An 18,814-nucleotide genomic window follows, 5' to 3' on the forward strand; every position below is an offset into this window, starting at 1 on the left:
CTGGTTCTTCTCACGAGCGCAAGGGCGGCTTCAGACCAAACACAGGTCAGACAGGTTATGGAAATTTCGGGAAAAGGGATCTTGACAGAAGTCTGCTCATAGAAGTGTGATCCACCGTCGAGACTCACTGCTGCGCCGCCCTCAGGAAATTCATGCATCGATGAAACAATCTGAAAACCACTGTCGCGATTGACACGCAAAGTCATATCAATACCAGCGCACCCTTCTGGCAAGGAGGGCATCAGGTCGGTGGTCGACGAGGTCGCGGGGCACTACGCGCAGCGCGCAGACAGTCCGCTTCAGCGTGACGTCGCCAAAGGCGCGCTTCGCCGGATGGCAAAGTCCGCGCACAAAAAGGCGCAAGAGCCGGCTCTCAATAGTCGTTGAGCGGCGGCAGCGGAGATCCCGCCGTGGCTTGCTGAACGGCATGTCGGATTCATGGATGGCGTTATGCCTGCCCTGCACGACAACGACAAGGCCATGCACTATACCCACCCGCGAAGACAATCCATTCAGGGCTGCACTGGCTGCCAGGACGGGTCCGGGTCAAACGACCTGAGCGCGGCTGCAACATCAGCCGAGCGCGGCCCAAGGTTCTTCTGGTACGCCTGGCCGTCCTGGTTGATGATGAAACTCATCACGCCAGTCTTGCCGTATTCGGCAGGCCACGCGACGAGGCCGTAGCCTTTCATCAGCTTGCCGCCGTCCACGTAGTCCTGCGCGCCGCCTTTTGCGTGCGGGCCTTGCGCCGTGAGGATCCGGAAGTGATAACCGTAGTAACCGTCTTTGACCACGGATCCGCGTTGAGGCATGACCGCCGCGAGGGGGCCGAGCGGGCTTTCCGCTTCGCCTGGCGCGGCAGGCCAGTACAGGCCGTCGTGCCGCCCCGGCGTGCTGAGGAGCCGCTGGGCATATTGCTGGTTCAGCGTGTTGTAGTCGTGCTGAGCGTCGACATAGGCGAGGGCGGTCATCATCGCTGCGTGTTCATTGCGGCCGATACGGCGCGTCAGGATTTCATCCCGTCCGGCGACCGGATCGAAATGCCAGCCGTGTGAAGTCTGTACGAGCGGAATCGGCAACGTCCAGCCGTCTGTTCCGACGGAGAGATGCTTGCTCGGGTGCCCGTCAACCGGCGCAGGATTGTCGACTATCTCGTGTCCTTTCGCCCATTGGCCCAGGAAATCATAGATATCATCCTCGCCCACGTTCTTCGTCGGGATGAACTGCGTGTAATCGTTGCCAAGCACATGCTTCATTGCGTCGCGATTATTGGTGGCGAGCGCATCGACGAAGGCATTGACCGCGGCATCGGGCGTCGGGTAGACGGCCTGGGCATGCGCGGGCGTAGCGCCGAGTAGAAGGGCAGACGTGGCGACCGTCATACCGACGATGGCGGGGGCGACCGCAGCGCTGACGCGGCGTACGCGAAGTGCAGGAAAGTGGATCATGAGCGGCTCCTTTGAAATGGTTCAACGCCGGCCGATGGGGCGGTGACCACCGCCGCCACCGAATCCGCCGCCGCGTTGACCGCCGCCGCCGAATCCGCCACCACCGCCACCGAATTCGCCACCGTGTTGACCCCCACCTCCCGCACCCAGTCCGCCACCGCGATGCTCACCGCCGCCGTTACTCGCCAGCGACTGCCGGCTCGCTTGCCCGCGCTGCATATCCTGTCGTGCGGCGTTGCCGTCGCCAGCGCCGCGCAGCGCGTTGTCGCGGTTGACGTTTTGAGCGCGATTCTTCAGATCGCTGTTGCTGACGCCGCCCTGGTTCTGCGCGCGGCCCTTCAGGTCGTTGGAGCTGACACCACCCTTCTGGATATCCTGCAAACGCTGGCTCGCCGTGCCGCCCAGATTCTGACCCGTCCGGTTCTGAAGCGTCTGCTCCGCCTGCGCGCGTGACGCATCGCGGCCCCGGTAAGCATCGCGTTGCGCGGCGTTGAGATTCGCATTGCGATTGACATTTGCGTTGCGATTCCAGTTCGCCGTGTTGGTATTCGCGTTGATCCGGTTGTTCACGTTGATATTGTTGTACCGGTTGACGTTGACGTTGACGTCGTGAGTGTTCCAGTTAAAGCCGCCCCACAACGAATTCGCCACCGCAATGCCGGTACCAAACGCGAGGCCCGCGGCCAGCCCCGTCGCTATCGCATAGCCGGGTGGCGGCGGCACATACACGGGCGGATAGGCCGGATAGGGCCACGTGCCGTAGACGACTGTCGGGTTATACGTCGGGACATAGACGACCTGTGGATTCGCCGGGACGATCTGGATCGTGCTCTGCTCGACGATCACTTTCTGCTGTTCGTTTGTTTGCAGGTGACCGGCTTGCTGGGCCTGTTTGCGCAGCCGCTGCACCGAGTCCATCACGTCGTTCGGCTGCGCGAGAAACGCGTTGCCGATCTGTGTGACCCAGTCGGGTTTCGACGCCATCGTCGCCAGCACCTGCGGAAACGCCACGAGCGATTGCACGCTTGGGTCCCAAGGCTACGACGCAACGGCCTTTACGGCGTCGTCGCCCTTCATGTTCGGATTGGCCTTCGACCAGTCCGCCGCAGCCTCGACCTCCTGCGGGAAGGTGGCAGCCATCAGCACCTGCGCGAGGAGGGCGTCCGGGTAGAGCGCAATCGGCGCGGTCAGCGAGTCGAGCTGCTGGCTGGAAATCCGCGGGGCGTTTTGCGCATAGGCGGCGGACGGTGCAAGGACGTCGATGAAAAGCGGTGCGGCGGCGAGTGCGACCAACAGGATCAGTGAGCCGCTCTGGTACTCCCGGGATCGTTTCACGATGAAGTCCCCCCTCGTTGGAAGATGGGTATATCGTCGTCCTGCGCTGCGCGCGGGACATCTACCGGCACTCGCGCGCAAACGACCGATAAGCCGTCCTCATTGCGGTATCCAGACTATGCTCAGATCAGACTAGCAATTTTTCCTCGGGATTTCAGGTTTTTCTGGTCATTTCCAAATCGGGTGTCAGTTGTCAGGCCGGTCACGTAAGATGGTGTGGTGAAGAAATCAAAATCGCTCTATCAGAGCCTGCGCGACATCGAGGAGCTGCTCTTTGAGCGTGGCGTGATGTTGACCGGGTAAAGGCGGCGCGACAAAACCGCGCCCAGACGATTCTTCAATCGTGTGCTGCGCTCGAGCCCCGTGCCGCGCAAGATCGTAACTGATCAACTGCGCAGTTATCCCGGCGCCGCATCCCCCAAGGGGACTTCCTTCGGGGCGTGCGCGGTTTTCGCGAGCCCAAACGCACACAGAAGTTTCTCGGCTCTTTCGCAATAACGCGGTCCGCTATGATGTACGGAACAAGATGAACGACACAAAACTCGATGAAGACGTTGAATCCCGCGGTGGTCCGAGTGCTCAAGCGTCTGCATTGTCCGCTCGATGTGACCTGACTTGCGCTCGCTGGTATGTGGCCTATCCGTCGGTCCTTATAAACATCGGCGCTGTCCAATTCAAAGAAATGCGAAAGAGGGTGACCGTCGCGCGAAAGTCTACTGTCTGAACGTAGCCGACGTCTGAACGTCCGAATTACGGGGCGAGCGAACGACGCCTCCAGGCTGGACCCCGTCGGACGATGAACTCCCGTAGACACCCATGGCAGAGCTTTGACGTGCCACACGCTAACGCCAACCGTTTGGACGACACTATCGACGCTGATATCAAAACCAGGATCCAGTCAAAAAAAAGTTAATTCGTCATCCTCTATTTTATGATCAGATTAACCCATGGCCCGGCATCGATGTCTGCCTTCGAGAACATCTCGCTATCAAAGGTGTTCGAATCGAATGACCGGTCAACCCGATCCACCGTGGGTACCCACCGACAGCGCCGGTGACTCGCTCTCGCAGTAGGAGCATCCTCGTCAAATCATCGGCCAATAGAGTCATTCGCTCGTGCATTGATGTGGACGGTCGAATGTTGAATCCGCCACCGGGCAGCGGACTTTTGCGTATATCCTCCACGACACGCGTCATGGTCCTTTGCGATGCCGCAAATATTCGTGTATCGCGTCTATCATGAAAGGCGGCGTTACCGTCGTTGATCAACCCGTCAGGAGAGGAACATGACCAAGCTGGCCTCCACGATCAAGCATGAATTCATGGAGATGCTGCCGCCAACGATCTACTTCTTCGTCATCCTCCACATCGTCGCCCTCATGCGAGCGCTGATCAGCCGAGGCTACGAGATCACATTGCCGACGTCGGCCTCCGTTACCATCGCCGCCCTGATTCTCGGCAAATCGGTGCTGATCGCCAACCTGCTGCCGTTCATCAACCGTTTTCCCGAGAAGCCGCTGATATGGAATGTCGGCTGGAAAACGGCGATGTACACCCTGGTGGCGTTGATCGTGCACTACCTGGAGCGCCTCTACGAATACTGGAAGGAGGCGCCTGGCCTGGCTGCCGCCAACCACAAGTTGCTCGCCGATCTCAACTGGCCGCATTTCTGGGCGATACAGATCCTGTTGGTGACGCTCATCGCTATTTACTGCGTGGTCGAGGAGTTGGCCCGCGTGGTCGGCCGCGACAAGCTCATGGCGATGTTCTTCGGTCCGATGCCCCCAAAGCCGACCGGGCAGAGTGTTGGGTAGTCCAGTCTCAGGCACGGTACGGCCGTTTATTGGGCGTCGACGGCGACATCTCCACGCGCCCGGCGCTGACGCTTCTCTTTACCGGCTCGGGCTATGCCGCAAAGCGCTACGCGTCGGCCCCGTTTCACTCAATTGCCCTAAAGGGCAATCTCATTTCCCCTCGTCCTGATAGTGCGTCGGCCGCGCCTGCACAACACTTGATCCAACGGATCGTGGCGGGATCATGGAAGGGACACAGTACCTGATCGTGATTGTCGAAGACGACGACGGCATGAGGCGCGCCCTGGAACGTCTACTGCGCATCTCGGGCTATCGAACGTTGGCGTTCGATAGCGCGGAAGCGCCAGGCGCTACGAATGCCACGGTCGGAGTTGCATGTCTCGTGCTCGACGTACAGCTACCAGGAAGATCTGGGCCGGAGTTCTACGCACAGCTTGGCGCCGGACGTCCTCCGGCGGTGTTCATTACGTCCCATGACAGTCCCGCTACGCGTCGTGCCATCAGCCGGTTCGGAGGAAGTGAGCTGATCTGCAAGCCCTTTCCGGGGAAAGTGCTGCTAGACGCCATCGTCCGCGCCATGCATCGAGGCCCGCCGCCATGACCGGGAAGGGTGGCGAATCCAGGAGTGCGTAGGAGTCAAGCCGACCAGGAGAGGCTTGTAGCAGAGCGATCCCTACAACGCCTTTGTCGAGTGCTTCTCTATTCGCAGGACCGTCCACCATGAACCAGCCCGCACTGCACCTGCCACTGTTGCCGCCCACTCGCCACTACCGCTTTCATGCGATGGTCAAGCCGAGCGGAGCCGAATGCAATATCAACTGCGATTATTGCTTTTACCTGCACAAGAGTGATCTTCTGCATCACGAGCCGCATGCCCGGATGAGCGATGCGCTTCTAGAGCAGCACATTCGTCAGTACATCGAAGCCCAGACCGGCGACGAGGTGGTATTTTCCTGGCAAGGCGGCGAGCCGACGCTGATGGGGCTGCGGTTCTTTCACAAGGTTGTCGAACTGCAGCACCGCTACGCCAGACCCAACCAGCGCGTCGCGAACGATCTGCAAACCAATGGCATTGCGCTCGATGACGAGTGGGTGCGCTTTGTCAAGAAACACGGCTTTCATGTCGGCCTGTCGATCGACGGCCCGCGTGAACTGCATGATATCTATCGCAAGACGCGGAACGGCAAGCCGACTTTCGACCATGTCATGGCTGCGGCACGGCGCCTCGCCGACGCGGATGCATCGTTCGCCGCGCTATGCGTAGTCAACCGCCAGAACGCCCAGCGTCCGCGCGAAGTCTACCGTTTCCTCGCCGACGAGGTCGGCACGTGGCGCGTGCAGTTCAATCCGGCGGTCGAGCCCCGGGTCTTTAAGGAGGCCGCGCCAGGCAAGCTCGACAGGCGCACCGCACCGCTGCAGGGCGCCCCGCGTGCACGTCCCGGTCATCCACTTTCGATCGTGACGGACTGGTCAGTTGATCCGGATGATTACGGCCGTTTTCTGATCGGCGCCTGGGACGAATGGCTTGAAACGGATCTCGGCCGGATACACGTCAACCTGTTCGAAACCGCAATCGCGCAGGCGGCAGGCATGCCGGCGCAAACCTGTACCCAGTCCGAATTCTGCGGCAAAGGCGTGGCGGTGGAACACGATGGAGAGGTGTATTCGTGTGACCACTTTGTCTATCCCGAGTACCGGATCGGCAATATCACCGGGACGCATCTGGGCGACCTGGCGTTTTCCGCCAGGCAGCAAAAGTTTGGCATGGACAAGCGTGACACGCTGCCGAAGCAATGCCGCGATTGCGCCTACCTCCGACTGTGCTGGGGAGAGTGTCCGAAAAACCGCTTGATCAGGACGCGCGATGGCGAGCCGGGACTCAACTATCTATGCTCCGGACTGTATGCGTTCTACGACCATATCGGCCCGGACGTTGTACGCATCCTCAAGCAAATGGGGCGCCTGCAGTAATCCGCAAGCCGGGAGCCGACACTGGCGCCGGCATTTGCGCTGTGCGGCCCGGCTTGCAGGGCACAGCGGGGCCGGCTTGAGGCGCCGTTACTGACACGATCACGCGCCACTCCCGCATTGACCGGGTCGCTGGGCCCGAATCGCCTTTCCGCTGGCGACCCGGGCGAGCGGCAGTGGTTAGTTGCTGCTGCCGTGGGGATTGTCGAGCTTCTGCATCGCACCTTCGATCGCCTTCTTCATGCTGAGCGTATCGGCGCCCTGACTCGGCGGGAACTCCTGCAGGGTCTTGAGATGTGCGGCGAGGAACGGACCGGCGGCTGTCGGCGCCCAGAGCTTCTGCGCGAAGAACTTGCGACCCGCGTAGCCGAATTCCTCAGAATCGGGCGTCATCTTTTCCATGGGATCCATCAGCAGGTTCACGACGTAGGGCACGCTGGGGTAAGACTTCTCATCGAACCAGTTGTTATGATGCTTCACGCCGATGTGCATCTTCCAGCCATCGACGCGAACGGCCATCAGATCGGTCTCGTCGTAATAGAAGATTTCACGACGCGCGGACTTGTCTGTTTTGCCGGTCCAGTAGTCGAGATTGTTGTAACCGTCGAGGTGGACTTTGTAGCTCGCGCTGCCCAGTTTCCTGCCCTTCAGCAGATCGTCCTTGAGCGTCGGCGCACCCGCTGCCGCAGCCAGCGTGACATAGAGATCTTCGTGGCTCTGAATGCCGTTGAATTCGGATCCCGGCTTGATGTGTCCGGGCCATCTCATCAGGCACGGGACACGAACTCCGCCTTCCCATGTGGTTCCCTTCTCACCGCGCAAGGGCGCGTAGCCGCCATCCGGCCAGTACATCAGTTCATTGCCGTTGTCGGTCGAGTAGATGACGATCGTGTTGTCGGCGACGCCAAGATCCTTGAGCTTCTGGAGAATCTGGCCCACCAGTTCGTCGTGCTCGAGCATTCTGGCGCGAACAACGTCTTCTTCGGCGCGGCCTTCATCGACCGCCTTCTGCACATACTTCTGGTTCGGATGCGACCAGATATGGATGGCAGTGGAGTTGTACCAGACGAAGAAGGGCTTGTTATCCTTTGCCACGCGGTCCATGTATTTCAGCGTCTCGTCGGTTACCTCCTGGTCGATCGTTTCCATGCGCTTGCGCGTCAGCTTGCCTGTGTCCTCGATCTTCTGTTTGCCAACCCTGCCGAATTTCGGATCGACGCTCGGATCGTCCGCATCGGTGGCCCAGGTGTGCAGCACACCGCGAGGGCCAAATTTCGGGAGGTAGGCGGGGTTCTTCTGCCCCGGATAGTCAAGCTCCTCTGGCTCCTCCTCGGCATTCAGGTGGTACAGGTTGCCAAACCATTCGTCGAAACCGTGCACGGTCGGCAGGAACTCATTGCGGTCGCCCAGGTGATTCTTGCCGAACTGGGCTGTCGCGTATCCCTGTGCCTTGAGCACCTCGGCGAGCGTCGGATCGCTCTTCTGAATGCCCCGTGTCGAACCGGGAATGCCGACCGTGGTCATCCCGGTGCGGATCGGCATCTGCCCTGTGATGAAAGCCGCGCGGCCTGCCGTGCTGCTCGGCTGGCCGTAGTGATCGGTGAACAGCGCGCCGTCAGTCGCGATACTGTCGATGTTGGGCGTGCGCCCCATCATCCCATGCGTATAGGCTCCGACATTCCACATGCCGATGTCGTCGCCCCAGATGACGACGATATTGGGTTTGTCGGCAGGCGCGGCTTGAGCCGAAACCGCCACCACCGACATCATCAGCGTGGCTAGTACGGTCTTCTTCAGGCTGAACGGCTTCATCACTCTCCCCCTCAAGAGGTTACGAACATTCCAGCGTCGCGCGTAACCAACCATGCCGCTTGCGTTTTTGCTCGCAGGTACGGCTCGCAAGGCGCAGCTCGGTTCGATGCGCGAAGTGGTCGCGATGCGCCCACGGAATTTCCCGGGTTACGAATAAAGCATCGTAGAGGCACGCGCTTCGTACCATCGGGGATAGGTGCAACTGTGACTGCCCCTTAGGGCAATGTTTGCCGGAGATGGGCGAAATCGAAACCGGAATCGCGCCGAATGAAGCGGCGCCATCCTCATGGCGGTTTGCACCGAAAATGCAGCTATCATGTATTTGACTGATCACTGCGGGTGGCAGCGGCAGAGAGACAGCGCCGCGTCGTTTTCGAACCCGTATCCTTCAGACCCTGTGCTTCTGGCGCACTGCTCCGCATGTTGCCCATCGCGCGAAGTCTTCGAAATGCAGAATGCACGACTCCCGCCGCCGTGCCGCACCGTGCTGGTAAGCGGTGGTGGCTCGTGCTGTTGATCGCCGTCGCGCTTAACGCGTACGCAACGGGGCCGTGGAGGGTGGTCATTCTGGTCGGTACGGACCCCACCCTTCCCGCAGCCATGCTGCAGATCGTCGCGATCCGCGGTGCACTTGAAGCAGCGGCGCCTGTGGGAGCGGAGTTATACGTGGATCCGCTCGATGGCGTGCGCTTTGGCGGTGAGGCCCTGATGCCGGAGTTCCTGGCGCTGATCAAGAAAAAATATAGCCAGGAACAAACCGATCTCGTCATCGGGCTCGGCGATTATGCGGCCAACTTTGCCGCCCGGTATCACACGCAAATCTGGCCCGGAACCCCCGTGCTGATCTCCAGCTTCACGGAAGAATGGCTGCGCACCCATCCGGTTCCGGCGGAATTTTCGTCTATTCCGCTGCCCATCGACGTGGACGGAACGCTCGCGATTGCCGAGACTCTTCAACCCGGCGCCCGTCGCCTGATTGTGGTGGGCGGTGCCACAGATGACGATCACCGCGCGGTGCAACACGCAGTCGATGTGGCCCGTCGGCGCACGTCACGTGTGTGGTCGGTGGAGACGTGGCAGGGGCTTCCGTTGCCGGAATTGCGGCAACGTCTCGCCAGCCTCGACAGGAATGCGGCAGTGGCCTACACGACGATGTATCGCGACCGCGAAGGCCGGGCCTATTTCCCCTACGAAGTAGTCGGTCCAATGGCCGAGGTCTCCCGCGCGCCGATCTACGGCTGGTATTCATCCTACATCGCGCATGGCCTGACGGCTGGCTCGACGGTCACCTTCGAAAGCAACGGTCAGCGCACCGGCGCGCTTGCCACATCGATTCTGCGAGGTGAGGTCGCGCCCGCCGGCGCGTCGTTGCCCGCAGCAGCGCCGCGCTGTACCGCCAACGTCGGGCAGATCGAAAAGCTCGGCATGTCCATTTCGGCTCTGCCCGGCGACTGTCTGCTCGTCAACGTGCCGCACTCGATCTGGCGGGAGTATCGCGGGGTCGTGCTGACGGCGCTCTCCGTCGTCATCATGCAGGCATTCACGATCGCGGCGTTGCTGGTGCAGCGCCGACGGCGCCGTGTCGCAGAGGACGAAGCAACGCGGCGCCGCAGCGAACTGGCGCGCGCGGCCCGCTTTGCGTCGGTTGGGGAACTCAGCGCGTCGATTGCTCATGAAGTCGGCCAGCCGCTGGGCGCGATACTGAGCAACACCGACGCGGCGGAGCTGTTGCTGAAGTCCCAGTGGGCGGAAGCCAGTGAGCTGCACGAGATTTTCGCGGATGTCCGTCGTGACGCGCTGCGGGCCAACGAGGTGGTGCAGCGCTTGCGTGCGTTGCTACAGAAGCAGGCTGTTGCGTTCGGTCCGGTGCGGCTGGACGCTGCGCTTAAGGATATGCTTGTACTGGTCGCGCCCGAGGCCAGGCGGCGCGGCGTGATCGTCGAATCGGATTTCGCCGCGGGCTCCACCGAGATCCTTGGTGACAAGGTTCAACTGGAACAGGTGCTCCTGAACCTGACCATCAACGCGATGGATGCCATGCACGATGTCGCCCCATCCAGGCGCGTACTGTCCATCTCGACCCGTCTGGTGACTGACGGTATCGAGCTGGCGGTAGCTGACCGCGGGCACGGCATTTCCGCTGACGCGGCGACGCAGCTATTCGAGGCGTTCTATACAACAAAGCCGCATGGCATGGGTCTTGGACTGTCCATCGTCCGCTCCATTGTCGATGCGCATGACGGGCGTTTAGCGGCCGCACCGCGCGAGGGCGGGGGCAGCATATTCACCGTCTGGTTGCCAGCCAGGCACGCGACCATCGATAAGCGGAATCTGGCCGCGGCCGGCGACACGACGGCCGAGACCGCGCCGGATGCGGTGTGTCATGCAGCAGAAGGAAGGGATCCGTGAGCGAACAAGCGGAAGCGGTCATTTACGTTGTCGATGACGACGCCTCGATGCGCGCGGCACTCACACGGCTGCTCGTTGCCTCCGGCTATGCGGTCAGGTGTTATGCGTCGGCAGGCGATTTTCTCGTGGCCGAGCCGGACTCGCGTCCCGGATGCCTGCTGGTGGACCTCGAGCTCGGAGGCCCCGGTGGTCTGGAACTGCAGCAAGCGCTAATTCGGCAACGAAGCACGATGCCCGTTGTATTCATGAGCGCGTACCACGACGTTCCGCGCACGGTGATGGCGATCAAGGCGGGCGCGATCGATTTCCTGCTCAAACCGCTCGATCGTCAGGCACTGCTGGCTACGCTCGAGAGCGCGCTCGCCGCGCGCGCGACGAGTGTCGTCGACAGGCAACTGCGGGACACCGTCAGCCTCAGCGAGCGGGAGCAGGTGGTGTTACGCGGCATCGTCGCAGGGCGCCTGAACAAGCAGATCGCGGCGGATCTTGGCCTGAGCGAGCGGACGATCAAAAGCTGCCGCGCCGAAGTGATGCGCAAGCTCGACGCCCGCTCGCTTGCCGAACTGGTGCGGCGTGGCGAGCCGCTTCTCCGGCACTGAGCGAGTCGTTCGTCAGCCGCCGTTCCAGCTATTGCCCCAAAGGGCAATCTCGCTGCCCCAGATCCCGATGGCGCCTGTCGCGCGCCCGCACAAAACTTGATCTGTCAGCGCGTGGCGGTCTCATTGATGTGGTGCAGCACCTGAATCGCGATTGGCGAAGATGGGCCCAGCATCAGGCGCGCGGTGAAACGCCTGCCGCGCATTTCGGCATTGGACGGCCTCACGGCTCACGCGCCGACGAGATCGGCGAATCAAGGAGCACATCATGGCGGAGACCCAAACAATCGAGGAGCGGCAGGCCGCAGGCCGGCAGGCGCGCGAACGCGTGAAACGCTCCGATCATCGCGCGGTCGGCAACCTCGACCGCGATCCTGTCGAACTCCTGCAGGCGAACAGCAAAGGTCGCGTCGACGCGCTGATTCCGCTGCGCTACGGACGGATGGCAGTGTCACCTTTTACGTTCTTCCGCGGCAGCGCGATCCTGCAGGCCCACGACCTGAGCGGCACACCGAATACCGGGATCACGTTTCCGGTCTGCGGCGACGCGCATCTGCTGAACTTTGGCGGTTTCGCGACACCGGAGCGGCAGCTTGTCTTCGACCTGAACGACTTCGACGAGGTCGCGCCGGGGCCGTGGGAATGGGACGTCAAGCGCCTTGCCGCCAGCTTCGCGATCGCGGGCGCACATATGGGTTTCAGCCGCGGCCCGATTGCCGACTTCGTGATGACAGCCGTGACCGAGTACCGCGACCGGATGAACGAATATGCGCAGCGCAGTGCGCTGGAGCTTTGGTACGAAGTCGTGACGCTCGACAGGATGATGGAGTCTGCGCTCACGACAGAGGGGCGCCGGCTGCTGCAGAAGGTCAAGGACAAGGCAGCGGCGCGGACCAGCGAAAGCGCGCTGCGCAAGATGGCGGTCCAGCACAACGGACGCTGGGTCATGCAGGATGCGCCGCCGGTGCTATTCCATCTGAGCGGCCCGAATTCGCTGCTCGGCAAGCATCAAAGCTGGGCCGACACCGAAGCGTGGAAGGGCAAGCTCGCTAAAGTGTTCGACGAGTATCTGACGACTATTTCATCCGAACGGCGCGAACTGCTCGCGCAGTTCGAACTTCAGGATATCGCGTTCAAGGTTGTCGGCGTGGGCAGTGTCGGCACGTTCTGCCTCGTGCTGCTGATGGTCGACGGTCACGACAAGCCGCTCTTCCTGCAGGTCAAGGAGGCCCGCCAGTCGGTGGTCGCGCAGTTCTTCGACGCGAAAACGCATGCGCATGAGGGTCAGCGCGTGGTAAGCGGGCAGCGGCTGTTGCAGGCTGCGAGCGATCTCTTCCTCGGCTGGACGACCGGACCCGAGGGCCGGCAGTTCTATTTCCGCCAGCTGCGGGACATGAAAGTATCGGCTGACGTGGAGCGCTTCGATAGTCCGCTGCTCAAGGGCTATGCGCGCTTCTGTGGCTGGACGCTTGCGCGTGCGCATGCGAAAGCGGGCGGCAAGGCGGTTGAGATCGCTGCATACCTTGGCAGCGGCGAACAGTTTGCACAGGCGCTAACGGAATACGCATTTGCATACGCCGAACAGAACGAAAAGGACTATCGCGTGTTCATCAAGGCGTGCCGGTCGGGCGAAATCGAGGCAAGAAGCGATGAGGATATGGCGGCCGATTTCCGGATCTGACGTGCGGGCCAGGATCCGCCGACTGGTTGTGCCGCTGCTGCTCTTTGTGACTTGCGCGCAGGTGTCGGCGTTCGCGCAGGGTGCGTCGCCGACGCCGAACGCGACCGTTGCCTCCGCGAAGGGAGGGCGGTGTCCATTCCATCTCGATCGATCGCCGATCGCAGCAGGTACGCGAATGGCCAAGACCGGCCCGTATGGGACGGTCTCGCCGAAGTGGTATGAACGGCAGGTTCCAGGGGATTGTGTTTGCAAGGACCGCGTCGTTTAACCAGGGAACCGCATAGTGGGTTGTTTCTGCAACCGGTCTTCAGGAAGGCTTCTGCACGCTTTCCACCGCCTTTCGACGCGCCGCATGGGCGTCGACGATCAGCTTGTACGCCGCGTAGTATTTGAAAATGTTGCGCACATAGGTCGTCGTTTCGATTCCGATTTTCTCCGCTACGACAATCTCGACGTTGTTAAACCACTTGTCTGGATCAAGGCCTTGCTCTGCCGCGATCTTGCGCATCTTCGCGATCCTGGCTGGGCCCGCGTTGTAGCTCGCGAATGCGAAGAGCGATCGGTCGCTTGCGCTGAAATGGGCGTCGGAGAAGTACTTGGTCATGAGCGTGTCCATGTATTTGGCGCCTGCATGAACATTGGACTCGGCCATGGAAATGCTGCCCACGTCCATCTCCTTGCCCGTGGCCGGCATCAGCTGCATGAGGCCGATCGCCCCGACGTGGCTGCGTGCGGACTGGTTGAGTTGCGACTCCTGGAAACCTTGCGCGGCAAGCATAAGCGGATCGAAGCCGTACTGCGTACCATATTTCTGGAAGAGCGCAAGCGTCGCATCGAAGCGCTTCTGTTCCGCATCGCCGCCATTGTTGCGGATCTGCTTGATCCTCTTCATGTATTGCGCGAGGAGGTATTCAGCCACACTCTGTTTCTTCAAATAGTTCAGATAGAAGTCGTTCAGGGCAGCCTGCAACTGTGGGCTGTTCTTGCGTATCGCCCAGCCTGTATAGCCCCCGCTGCTCACGGCGAGGTCGTCACGCACCTTCAGGCGTGGCAGCACCTGTGCCCAGAGACGCGCCTTCCAGTCGTCCACGATGATGATGCCCAGCAGGCCCGCGTTGACCATCTCCATTGCATCTTCGTCTTCCAGCGCGTCGGGCAACAGCGTGATGTTCACGGGCGGCTTGCCGCTCTTGCGAAACCGCTCATTCAGTGCGCTCAGGCTCTCGTAATAGCTCGACGATTTCCGCACATAAACCTGCTTTCCCGAAAGATCATCGAGTGTCGCGAGCGAGGGCGACTTTGGCCCGGTGACGACCAGCTCGCGCACGGGCTTGCGATCGCGCGGCGCGATGAAGTCAACAATCTTGAGCCGCTCGTCAGTCGCAGTCAGATTGCCCGCGGAGATGTCGCCGGTCCCGGCGACGAGGCCCGTCAGCAGCTTGTCACGCGTAGTGGGAATCAGGAAGACGGTGAGCGGCCGCTTGTTCAGCTGGGCCGCGTACTTTTTGTTGATATAGCGTTCGAAGTCGTGCGCCAGCTCGGCCGCAATCCCGCGTACGCGGCCCTTGTCGACAAAATAGAGCGTCCGGCTGTAGGGAACAAGGAACCGGATTGCGTGACGGTTGAGCATTCCGTCGAAGTCGCCGGTCCACGGCTTGTTCGCGAGGCTCAGTTTGCGGACCCCTGAAGCCGGAACAGGTGGGGCCTTCGGGGGCGTGGTGACCGCGGGCGTAGACGCGGCTACGTCCGCTACAGGCTGCGCGGCGTGCGCGCCAACATGCTGCGCCCAGATGCACAGGGCAAGCGCCCAGCCGAGCATAACGCGGACTGACACGTTCACGATGAGCCTCCCCGCGACAACGGTACAACGAGACGATGACCTGCGAATCGATCGTCCGCATCAATCAAACAACTGCGCGTGACGACTTCGGAGCGGCGCGCCTTCTCAGAAGCATCTTTTCCCGGCCGCGGCGAGTTCGGCAGCGCACAGCAGCTGTGTCAATGAAGCTGCGGCAGTCTGCGGTGCGTTTGTTCCACGGATGATGCTCCGAAGGCAGCATATATGCAATTAGGGCAAGATGATCCGACATACACGGTCGTCCCTGACGAGGGGGAAGAGACCTTTCAACGACTGAGGCGTCGGATGAATGGACGACCGAAACTGGCCGTTTGCCGCGGCTATACTGTATCGCTTGAAGCGAGGGAGACGTGATATGAGGAACCCACCGAGGAAGTGGCCGATGCTTCCCGCGTTGGTTTTCTTGCTCGCTGGCTGCGCGGCGGGCGGCATGCCGCAAAGCGCGGCGCACTTGAGCACCCTGCAATGTCGCGACCTGGCCGCGCTCAGGAACAACGCGCCTCCGACCCCGGAGCGAAACCGCAGCGAACTGGCGGCTTTAAGGAAAGCGGGCTACGACCCATCGAGGTGGTTCGACCCGTACTACCCGGAGGATCTGCAGGCGGCACAGCGCCAGGTCGACCGTTGGTTCCAGGCGGAATGCCAGCAGGCGCCGCCCGCTTGACGTCAAACTCATTTGACTTCTAGCTCGCCTGACGCTTTTTCGCCGACTTGGCGAGGAGACAAGTCTGGTGCCGAGCCTAAACTATCTGTCGCGGAGCAGCAGACCATGTCCGTAGGGATTCTGACCGGACAGCTTCTCGCTTTCGTCGAATGTCTCGTGTTGGCCCGTTCCCGGAAGGTCGCCGGCCACTCACGTCGAACTGCATAGGACACGCGTTTTTTCGCTCATTTCGCAGGCGTCGCCGAAAGCGGTTCGAGCCCGGTTCTCGAAATCGCGGGCGCCGCGTCCGGCGACGACAGAAAATGGATCAGCGCCTCTGCGCCGGCTGGATTTCTCGCATTGGTCGCGATGCCTCCGGAGAATACCGTGTACCTCTGCACTTCTGAGGGCAAACTGCCGACCACCGCGACCCCCTTCACCGGTAACAGTTCGACGACCTGCTGAATGCCGATCTCAGCTTCTCCATTCGCGACGGCATCGGCGACCAGCCTGGCCGGAATCATGCGGCTCTTGCTCTCCACCCGCCCCGCGATGCCGAGACGCCAGAACAGTTCGTTGCCGACGTAGACGCCACTCGGGCTGTCCGGATAGACGATCGACTTCGCCGCGAGCAGCGCTCGCCGCAATGCGTCGGTCGAGCTGATATCCGGCTTCGGCGTCCCCTCGCGAACCACCATGCCAATTGCCGAGCGTGCGAGGTCCACCTTACTGTCAGGCAAGACCTTGCCGGCATTGATCTGTTCGTCGAGCGCATACCCAACCACGATCAGCACGTCGGCCCACTCGCCGCGCGCAAGCCGCATAGGGATCGCATTCGCGGCCGTACCCACCGCGGGTCCCCAGACGGTGATCAGCTTACGGCCGGTCGCCTCCTCGAATTGCGGGCCCAGTTCGCGATAGGCTGACGCAAACCCGCCCGAAATCATCACCTTGACTTCGTCTGCCAATGCGGCGCGGCCGCCCAGCAGCGCGCCCACTACGCAGAACGCGAGTGCGCAAATCCTCAGCTTGCGGATGGTCACGGGCCCGCCCCATGTCGATCGAATGACCTAGTCTGCATATGCATCGAGTCCGGATGCCAGTCATGATGGTAGCTGGCGTCAGGTGCGGCAGCGAGACTGCCGCAAACCTGTCAGTTCACAACCGTGGTCGACGGGCGCTGTTCCAGGTCTTACGGACATTAGCATCGACGATCGTCCCACGACGTGTCCTGGATCCGCTATACGACGAACCGATCTTCCAACCTTCATCGTAGTCCGTGCCAATAGCCGATTTTCAGTGCGCCGTCATGACAAGGAATGTCTTGTGCATTGGGACGCGTACCAGAGTGGCGCCTCCGGGATTGCGAACACGCGCTCGGTGACCCAGTAGGCAGCGCTTCCCCATTAGCATTAGCTGAAAGTCATTGCTGGAGGCAACGTGTGCGCCTCCAGTGACCTGCTCGTCAATCCCCTCATCGCGCGCTGCGCGCATTACGCCGGGCACCGAAGACGCCACCTGCGACTCATTCAGTGCGATTAGACCACCGCTCCATCTGGCACCAGTTTCCGGGATTCGGTACTTCGTCTGCAGTTTGCCCGTCGCAACGGCAGCCGAATTCGTCTTGACATTGGCCGCTGCCCAAGGTCTCGAATTAGAGGCTGTCGTTATCGTCCGGATACCTACCGATGAAATTCGCGAACCACATTACGCTGGACCTTGACCGGCTCAGGTGGATGGGAATGGAGACCAGGGGGCGCTTCGACCGCCGTCCCGTCGTGCTGCCTGATGTGCTGGTGCCGGATGGCGCGCAGGCAGAGCGTCTGGAGGTGTATAGCGCGCGCTGCTATTCAGCGATGGCATAAAAGAGACGCTGGTTGCGAACGGCAAATCAACGAAAAGAGGCCAGAAAAAAGGCCTGTTCGTGATGCAAACGCGCGCGCATGACCGATAGAATTCCGTTACGCACCGTCACGCGTCCGATACCTGTCGGATCGCTTTCTCACATCGGATTTCCGGTTAATTCAGCATGACACGGCTTGCACGCCACTACGTTCCAGAACAACCGCAGCACGTTATCTTGCAGGGGCTCACGGGGCCCGCATTCCTGGACGAAGGAGACTACCGGTACTTCCTCGCCTGCCTGGCAGACGCAGCGCGCGTCGCCGATCTGGCAGTCCACGCGTGGGTACTCATGCCTGACGCGGTACAGTTCCTCGTCACCCCTTCATACGAGTCGAGCGTGGCCATGGCGATGCAGGCGGTCGGCCGTCGCTATGTCGAGACCTTCAACCGCCGCCATGGACGCCGCGGTACGGTGTGGCGTGGCGGTTACTGTGCAACAGTGATTGAGCCCGACCGGTATTTCCTGCTCGCGAGCCAGGTCATCGATCATGCGCCGGTGCGCAACCGCCTTGTGGCAGAGCCGGGAAGCTACCCGTGGTCTAGCTACACGCATCACGTCGGGCTGCGTGTCGATAGCTTCATCAAGGACCATCCGCTCTACCGGGCGCTCGGCAAAACGCCGTTCGAGCGACACCAGGCTTACCGCGATCTGGGTGCGCAGCCCCCTGACGAACTCGAGGTCAATAACCTGATGCAGTCGACGCTCAAGGGCTGGGTGCTCGGCAGCGCCGCGTATTGCGAGTGGGCGGCACAGACAGCCAACCGGCGTTTGATGCCCCTGCTGCTGCGCGACCGGCCGCCCAAGGTTCGCACGACACCCGCCCCCGCACACGTGGGCTAATCAAAAGAAAAACAAGCAAGGAATCCTTGCTTGTTTGAGCGGTGCCACGTCAGGTCAGAGCGTTTCAATTTGCTCGGCCGGTGTCGCGAAACTACCCCTGCCCATCGCGTTCATCCTCGAACGCGGTGGCCGCATTGGAATAGGCGGTCACGTCGACCGGTCTGTCCTTTTGCCCGAGCCGAACTTGAATATCCTCATCGTTGGGGTAGGAAAGTTCATGGCAGTGTATGCATTCCTGCATGGTGAGTGAGCCTGCCGCCGCACTTCCTTTTTTTCGTTTTGGTACCACGTTGAGACAAACTGCTGGGCCATCGAACATCGAACTACCGCAGCCACTGTGCGTCACGTCGGTGCTCGCACATCCTGACTCTACGCCAGCCATTCGGATCGAATGGAGGGAGGCCGCCTGCATGATCATCAGAGCCCGTCGAAGGCCAGATGATGGAAGGAGGAGGGCATCGCGCAAACTCCCGCCCAGCTACGCGTTGGTCGCATGAGTAGTCCT

General features: G+C 61.2%; 15 protein-coding genes and 3 pseudogenes. 11 read left to right on the forward strand and 7 right to left on the reverse strand.

What is annotated here, in order from left to right:
• The 3 genes and pseudogenes from FVF58_RS52330 to FVF58_RS54345 form a co-directional block, all read right to left on the reverse strand.
• The coding region (locus FVF58_RS52330; RefSeq protein WP_223191201.1) for a hypothetical protein at nt 1–206 on the reverse strand (206 nt) is incomplete at its 3' end.
• A gap of 306 nt (nt 207–512) precedes the next feature.
• The gene (locus FVF58_RS40000) at nt 513–1,448 is read right to left on the reverse strand and encodes a DUF2950 domain-containing protein (RefSeq protein WP_149675187.1); all 936 of its coding nucleotides are present in this window, start codon (nt 1,446–1,448) and stop codon (nt 513–515) included.
• A gap of 21 nt (nt 1,449–1,469) precedes the next feature.
• A pseudogene (locus FVF58_RS54345) lies at nt 1,470–2,783 on the reverse strand (DUF3300 domain-containing protein).
• 303 nt (nt 2,784–3,086) lie between these two features.
• Between FVF58_RS54345 and FVF58_RS54970 the strand changes: the two are divergent.
• The 5 genes and pseudogenes from FVF58_RS54970 to FVF58_RS40025 all read left to right on the forward strand — a co-directional run.
• Nucleotides 3,087–3,185 (forward strand): annotated as a pseudogene (locus FVF58_RS54970) (IS6 family transposase); the annotation flags it as partial.
• Between the two features lie 143 nt (nt 3,186–3,328).
• Nucleotides 3,329–3,426: pseudogene (locus FVF58_RS40010) on the forward strand (IS6 family transposase); the annotation flags it as partial.
• Nucleotides 3,427–4,068: 642 nt separating this feature from the next.
• Nucleotides 4,069–4,596, forward strand: a complete 528-nt coding sequence (locus FVF58_RS40015) for a hypothetical protein (RefSeq protein ID WP_149675188.1) — start codon at nt 4,069–4,071, stop codon at nt 4,594–4,596.
• Between the two features lie 223 nt (nt 4,597–4,819).
• A complete protein-coding gene (locus FVF58_RS54975) occupies nt 4,820–5,197 on the forward strand; it encodes a response regulator transcription factor (protein WP_149675189.1) in 378 nt (125 codons plus the stop codon).
• 119 nt (nt 5,198–5,316) lie between these two features.
• A complete protein-coding gene (locus FVF58_RS40025) occupies nt 5,317–6,567 on the forward strand; it encodes an anaerobic sulfatase maturase (RefSeq protein ID WP_188131083.1) in 1,251 nt (416 codons plus the stop codon).
• A 177-nt stretch (nt 6,568–6,744) separates the two neighbouring features.
• Here FVF58_RS40025 and FVF58_RS40030 read toward each other — a convergent pair whose 3' ends face one another.
• Nucleotides 6,745–8,376, reverse strand: a complete 1,632-nt coding sequence (locus FVF58_RS40030; RefSeq protein ID WP_149675190.1) for an arylsulfatase — start codon at nt 8,374–8,376, stop codon at nt 6,745–6,747.
• A 507-nt stretch (nt 8,377–8,883) separates the two neighbouring features.
• On the opposite strand from FVF58_RS40030, the gene FVF58_RS40035 reads away from it, so the two are divergent.
• The 3 genes from FVF58_RS40035 (at nt 8,884) to FVF58_RS40045 (ending at nt 13,062) form a co-directional block, all read left to right on the forward strand.
• On the forward strand, nt 8,884–10,785 hold the full coding sequence (locus FVF58_RS40035) for an ATP-binding protein (protein ID WP_188131084.1): 1,902 nt from the start codon (nt 8,884–8,886) through the stop codon (nt 10,783–10,785).
• The gene (locus FVF58_RS40040) at nt 10,782–11,384 is read left to right on the forward strand and encodes a response regulator transcription factor (RefSeq protein ID WP_149675192.1); all 603 of its coding nucleotides are present in this window, start codon (nt 10,782–10,784) and stop codon (nt 11,382–11,384) included. The genes FVF58_RS40035 and FVF58_RS40040 overlap by 4 nt, the downstream gene beginning before the upstream one ends.
• Nucleotides 11,385–11,649: 265 nt before the next feature.
• Nucleotides 11,650–13,062, forward strand: a complete 1,413-nt coding sequence (locus FVF58_RS40045) for a DUF2252 domain-containing protein (protein ID WP_149675193.1) — start codon at nt 11,650–11,652, stop codon at nt 13,060–13,062.
• 307 nt (nt 13,063–13,369) lie between these two features.
• Here FVF58_RS40045 and FVF58_RS40050 read toward each other — a convergent pair whose 3' ends face one another.
• Nucleotides 13,370–14,881, reverse strand: coding sequence for an MltF family protein (locus tag FVF58_RS40050; protein ID WP_149675249.1), 1,512 nt, complete (start codon nt 14,879–14,881; stop codon nt 13,370–13,372).
• 394 nt (nt 14,882–15,275) lie between these two features.
• Here FVF58_RS40050 and FVF58_RS40055 point away from each other — a divergent pair, with 394 nt between their 5' ends.
• Nucleotides 15,276–15,584, forward strand: coding sequence for a DUF4148 domain-containing protein (locus FVF58_RS40055; RefSeq protein WP_149675194.1), 309 nt, complete (start codon nt 15,276–15,278; stop codon nt 15,582–15,584).
• Nucleotides 15,585–15,808: 224 nt separating this feature from the next.
• Here the strand turns inward: FVF58_RS40055 and FVF58_RS40060 are convergent, their stop codons facing one another.
• A complete protein-coding gene (locus FVF58_RS40060) occupies nt 15,809–16,606 on the reverse strand; it encodes a substrate-binding domain-containing protein (protein WP_149675195.1) in 798 nt (265 codons plus the stop codon).
• Between the two features lie 645 nt (nt 16,607–17,251).
• On the opposite strand from FVF58_RS40060, the gene FVF58_RS51885 reads away from it, so the two are divergent.
• Together FVF58_RS51885 and FVF58_RS40065 are read left to right on the forward strand one after the other, a co-directional pair.
• Nucleotides 17,252–17,428, forward strand: coding sequence for a hypothetical protein (locus tag FVF58_RS51885; RefSeq protein WP_188131085.1), 177 nt, complete (start codon nt 17,252–17,254; stop codon nt 17,426–17,428).
• Nucleotides 17,429–17,592: 164 nt separating this feature from the next.
• Nucleotides 17,593–18,309 (forward strand): transposase, encoded by a 717-nt coding sequence (locus FVF58_RS40065; RefSeq protein WP_149675196.1) that lies wholly within the window; start codon nt 17,593–17,595, stop codon nt 18,307–18,309.
• Between the two features lie 91 nt (nt 18,310–18,400).
• Here the strand turns inward: FVF58_RS40065 and FVF58_RS40070 are convergent, their stop codons facing one another.
• Nucleotides 18,401–18,628: a hypothetical protein gene (locus FVF58_RS40070; RefSeq protein ID WP_246217420.1), complete on the reverse strand. Its 228-nt coding sequence runs from the start codon at nt 18,626–18,628 to the stop codon at nt 18,401–18,403.
• Nucleotides 18,629–18,814 lie beyond the last annotated feature (186 nt).

Origin of the sequence: Paraburkholderia panacisoli, assembly GCF_008369935.1 — a bacterium.
Classification (GTDB): domain Bacteria; phylum Pseudomonadota; class Gammaproteobacteria; order Burkholderiales; family Burkholderiaceae; genus Paraburkholderia; species Paraburkholderia panacisoli.